Raw genomic sequence first — 3,548 nt, forward strand, 5'->3', positions numbered from 1 at the left:
TAATACGCGCAGGCGGGCTATCAGTCGCCCTGTTCGTCTGACGGCAGAAGGAGACCAGGAAATCAGAAAAAGGGCTGCTGAATGCGGCAAGACCGTTTCCGGTTTTTTACGGGCGGCAGCTCTCGGTAAGAAAGTTAACTCACTGACTGATGATCGGGTACTGAAAGAAGTTATGAGACTGGGGGCGTTACAGAAAAAACTCTTTATCGACGGCAAGCGTGTCGGGGACAGAGAGTATGCGGAGGTGCTGATCGCTATTACGGAGTATCACCGGGCCCTGTTATCCAGGCTTATGGCAGATTAGCTTCCCGGAGAGAAACTGTCGAAAACAGACGGTATGAACGCCGTAAGGCCCCAAACCGATCGCCATTCACTTTCATGCATAGCTATGCAGTGAGCTGAAAACGGTCCTGACGCATTTTTCCGGTTTTCACTGGGTAAAACATCTCTTTTTGCGGTGTTTGCGGCAGAATCGCGTTCAGCGCGTTTTAGCGGTGCGCGTAATTAAGGGATTATGGTAAATAGGGCGGTTGATATATGATGATGAAATGTCACAAACGTAACATCTTGATTTTTAAGGATAAATCTCGCAGGTGTGTTTTTTGTGATATGTTGCTTTTGTTAAATGTTTGATTTTTATGATTTTTTTCTTTGTGTTTTTTTTGGGATCTATAGATATTACACGTAGTGTAATTTTATAAATAGCGTAGTGTGACAAAAATAAGATGAATTTATGAAAAAAAACATTGTTAGACAAGTGCTTGAGAGTTATGGTCCGTGCATATCTTCTGAACTTGCTGAGAGGATTAAGCGTCAGAATCCTTCTATGTCATCTGATGCAATACGTAAAATGATCTCTCGAAGCACTGATATTGGTAAGTTGCCATTTTTAAGATTTAGTCATAACAGGAGATTCATTTATCTAAAAGATGACTTTGGTAGCTTCAAATTTTGGCGGGCGCTCAAAAAATGTATGCGTGAGGCAAATTCGGCGTATTCTCACGCTATACTTTCCGTAATTAATAATGGCGGATACTTGAAGGTAAAGGATTTTGGGATTGTGTCTGGCTCTCCGATAAAGCAGGCCAAGCATTTAAGTTATGAATCTGTTCTAAAAAATCTGCTTTCAGCTAAAATACTTAGATCTGTGTATATTGATGGTATTGGTGATTGTGTTTTGATAAATAATAATATAGCTAATGATATCAGCATCTTTAATATGGCAAATTGCGAGTCTTTTTTTGATAAGCCAATATTTGAACTGATTAAGGCATGGTTGCGAAATTTAGGTATTGTGGCTTTTAATCAAATAAAAACAAAATATGATGGAGAGAACAATCCTGTGGTTGGTTCTTTCGAGTGGGATATAACAGCGCCAAGTTATGTGTCCCCTCTTGCTGAATATTCCAGCGATGGACTCATCCCAGGTTTTGTTGTCTGTGATTTTGCTCTAGGGTTTAATCGAAATGAAATTACCACCGATGCTGCTGATACCTTCATAAGAAAAGTTCAGATGACCAAGTCCTCTAGGACAAACCAGAGGATTATGTTTGTTCTTTTTGCTAGACGTTTTGAGAAGAATGCCTTCAACAAGCTAAGGAGTGAAGGGGTTCTGGCTATAACTATAGCTAATGCGTTTGGTAATAAGGTCGATGAGAGCTTGGCCAGACTATCGAAGGTGATTCAGGGAACTTTATCTATTGAAAGACATCCTGATGAGTTACTTCAAATGGTAAAAGATCTGGAGTCTATCTCTGGAGAGAATGGAAATTTAAGGGGGTATATTTTTGAGCTTTTTGTTTCCTCTCAAATTTGTAATTTCTATGGTTATGGAAATGTTCGTATTAATAAAGAATATAAAATAAACGGTAAACATGCCGAAGCTGATGTTGTATTGGAAACTAACGATGATATTTATATCGTTGAGTGCAAAAATGTTAAGACTTTACCTTCGATGGAGGTTAGTCTTTGGATGAAAACAAGAGTGCCAATTATAAATTCCTACTACAAATCAAATAACCCTGATAACAAAAATATACATCATCGTTTGTGGGTTACGGGGAATATATATCCTAAAGATATAAACCGATTGGACGAGTTTAAATGTAATAATAAGAAGATTGATGTTGATTATTTATTTGGTCAGTCTTTGGATGATTTTTTCTACCAAAAAAAACAAGTGTTTAATTTATATAGGAAAGTCATTTCGCCAGATTATAAAAAAGGGCAAATACCCGATTTTGACTTATAGAATGACGTTTTCTAGTCTCTGCATTTCTTGACGATGACGGCTTGAAAAGCGTATCTTCCTCCATGAAACGAAAAAACCACCCGGCAAGGTGGTTTTTCGAAGGTTAGTTAATCCTGGCAGATTACCTAACCTAGGTAACTGGCTTCAGCAGAGCGCAGATACCAAATCCTGTCCTTTAAGTGTAGCCGTAGTTGGGGCATCACTTCAAGAACTCTGTAGTACGGACCGCATTATCATCGCTCTGCTATTCCAGTTACCAGTGGCTGCTGCCAGTGGCGATAAGTCGTGTCTTTTCGGGTTGGACTCAAGACGATAGTTACCGGATAAGGCGCAGCGGTCGGGCTGAACGGGGGGTTCGTGCACACAGCCCAGCTTGGAGCGAACGACCTACACCGGGCCGAGATACCAACAGCGTGAGCTATGAGAAAGCGCCACGCTTCCCGAAGGGAGAAAGGCGGACAGGTATCCGGTAAACGGCAGGGTCGGAACAGGAGAGCGCACGAGGGAGCTTCCAGGGGGAAACGCCTGGTATCTTTATAGTCCTGTCGGGTTTCGCCACCTCTGGCTTGAGCGTCGATTTTTGTGATGCTCGTCAGGGGGGCGGAGCCTATGGAAAAACGCCACCGGCGCGGCCTTTTTCGGGTTCTTGTTTTTTGCTCACATGTTTCTTTTGGCTTTATCCCCTGATTCTGTGGATAACCGCATTACCGTCTTTGAGTGAGCTGATACCGCTCGCCGCAGCCGAACGACCGAGCGTAGCGAGTCAGTGAGCGAGGAAGCGGAAGAGCGCCTTATGTGGCATTTTCTCCTTACGCACCGGTATACCGTTCTGCATCCTGTCTGGAGCAGGATACACTGTTATACCCCGGTGCCACTTTCCGATTCAAAGCGTGTCTGTATGCTGTTCTGGAGTTCTTCTGCGAGTTCGTGCAGTTTCTCACACATGGCGGCCTGTGCATCAGCATCGAGTGAGTCCAGTTTTTCGAGCAGCGTCAGGCTCTGGCTTTTTATGAATTTTGCCATGTTAAGTGTGGTTTGCTGCTGCTTGTTCATCTTTCTGTTTTCTCCGTTCTGTCTGTCATCTGCGTCGTGTGATTATATCGCGTACCACTTTTCGACAGTTTTGCCGCCGGTATTCTGCCGTCTGACTCTTTGACGGGCATTTCTGCCTGACAATACTGTCACTGCCAAAAAACTGCCGTGCCTTTGTCGGTAATTCGAACTTGCTGACAGGACAGGATGTGTAATTGTTATACCGCGCATACATGCGCGCTATTACAATTACCCTGGTCAGGAA

The 3,548-nt window shown here is 43.0% G+C and carries 3 protein-coding genes; 2 read left to right on the forward strand and 1 reads right to left on the reverse strand.

Translation table 11 applies throughout. From position 1 onward, the window contains the following. The coding region (gene mobA, locus AYK67_RS14305; RefSeq protein WP_156453179.1) for a plasmid mobilization protein MobA at positions 1-304 on the forward strand (304 nt) is incomplete at its 5' end. Between the two features lie 429 nt (positions 305-733). Then, entirely contained in the window at positions 734-2,251 is a 1,518-nt protein-coding gene (locus tag AYK67_RS14310; protein WP_020833675.1) for an NERD domain-containing protein, read from the forward strand. 858 nt (positions 2,252-3,109) lie between these two features. Here the strand turns inward: AYK67_RS14310 and AYK67_RS14315 are convergent. Next, positions 3,110-3,304, reverse strand: coding sequence for a Rop family plasmid primer RNA-binding protein (locus tag AYK67_RS14315; protein ID WP_039023183.1), 195 nt, complete (start codon positions 3,302-3,304; stop codon positions 3,110-3,112). Positions 3,305-3,548 lie beyond the last annotated feature (244 nt).

The sequence above is a fragment of the Polycladidibacter stylochi genome, assembly GCF_001562055.1.
GTDB classification, from domain to species: domain Bacteria; phylum Pseudomonadota; class Alphaproteobacteria; order Rhizobiales; family Stappiaceae; genus Pseudovibrio; species Pseudovibrio stylochi.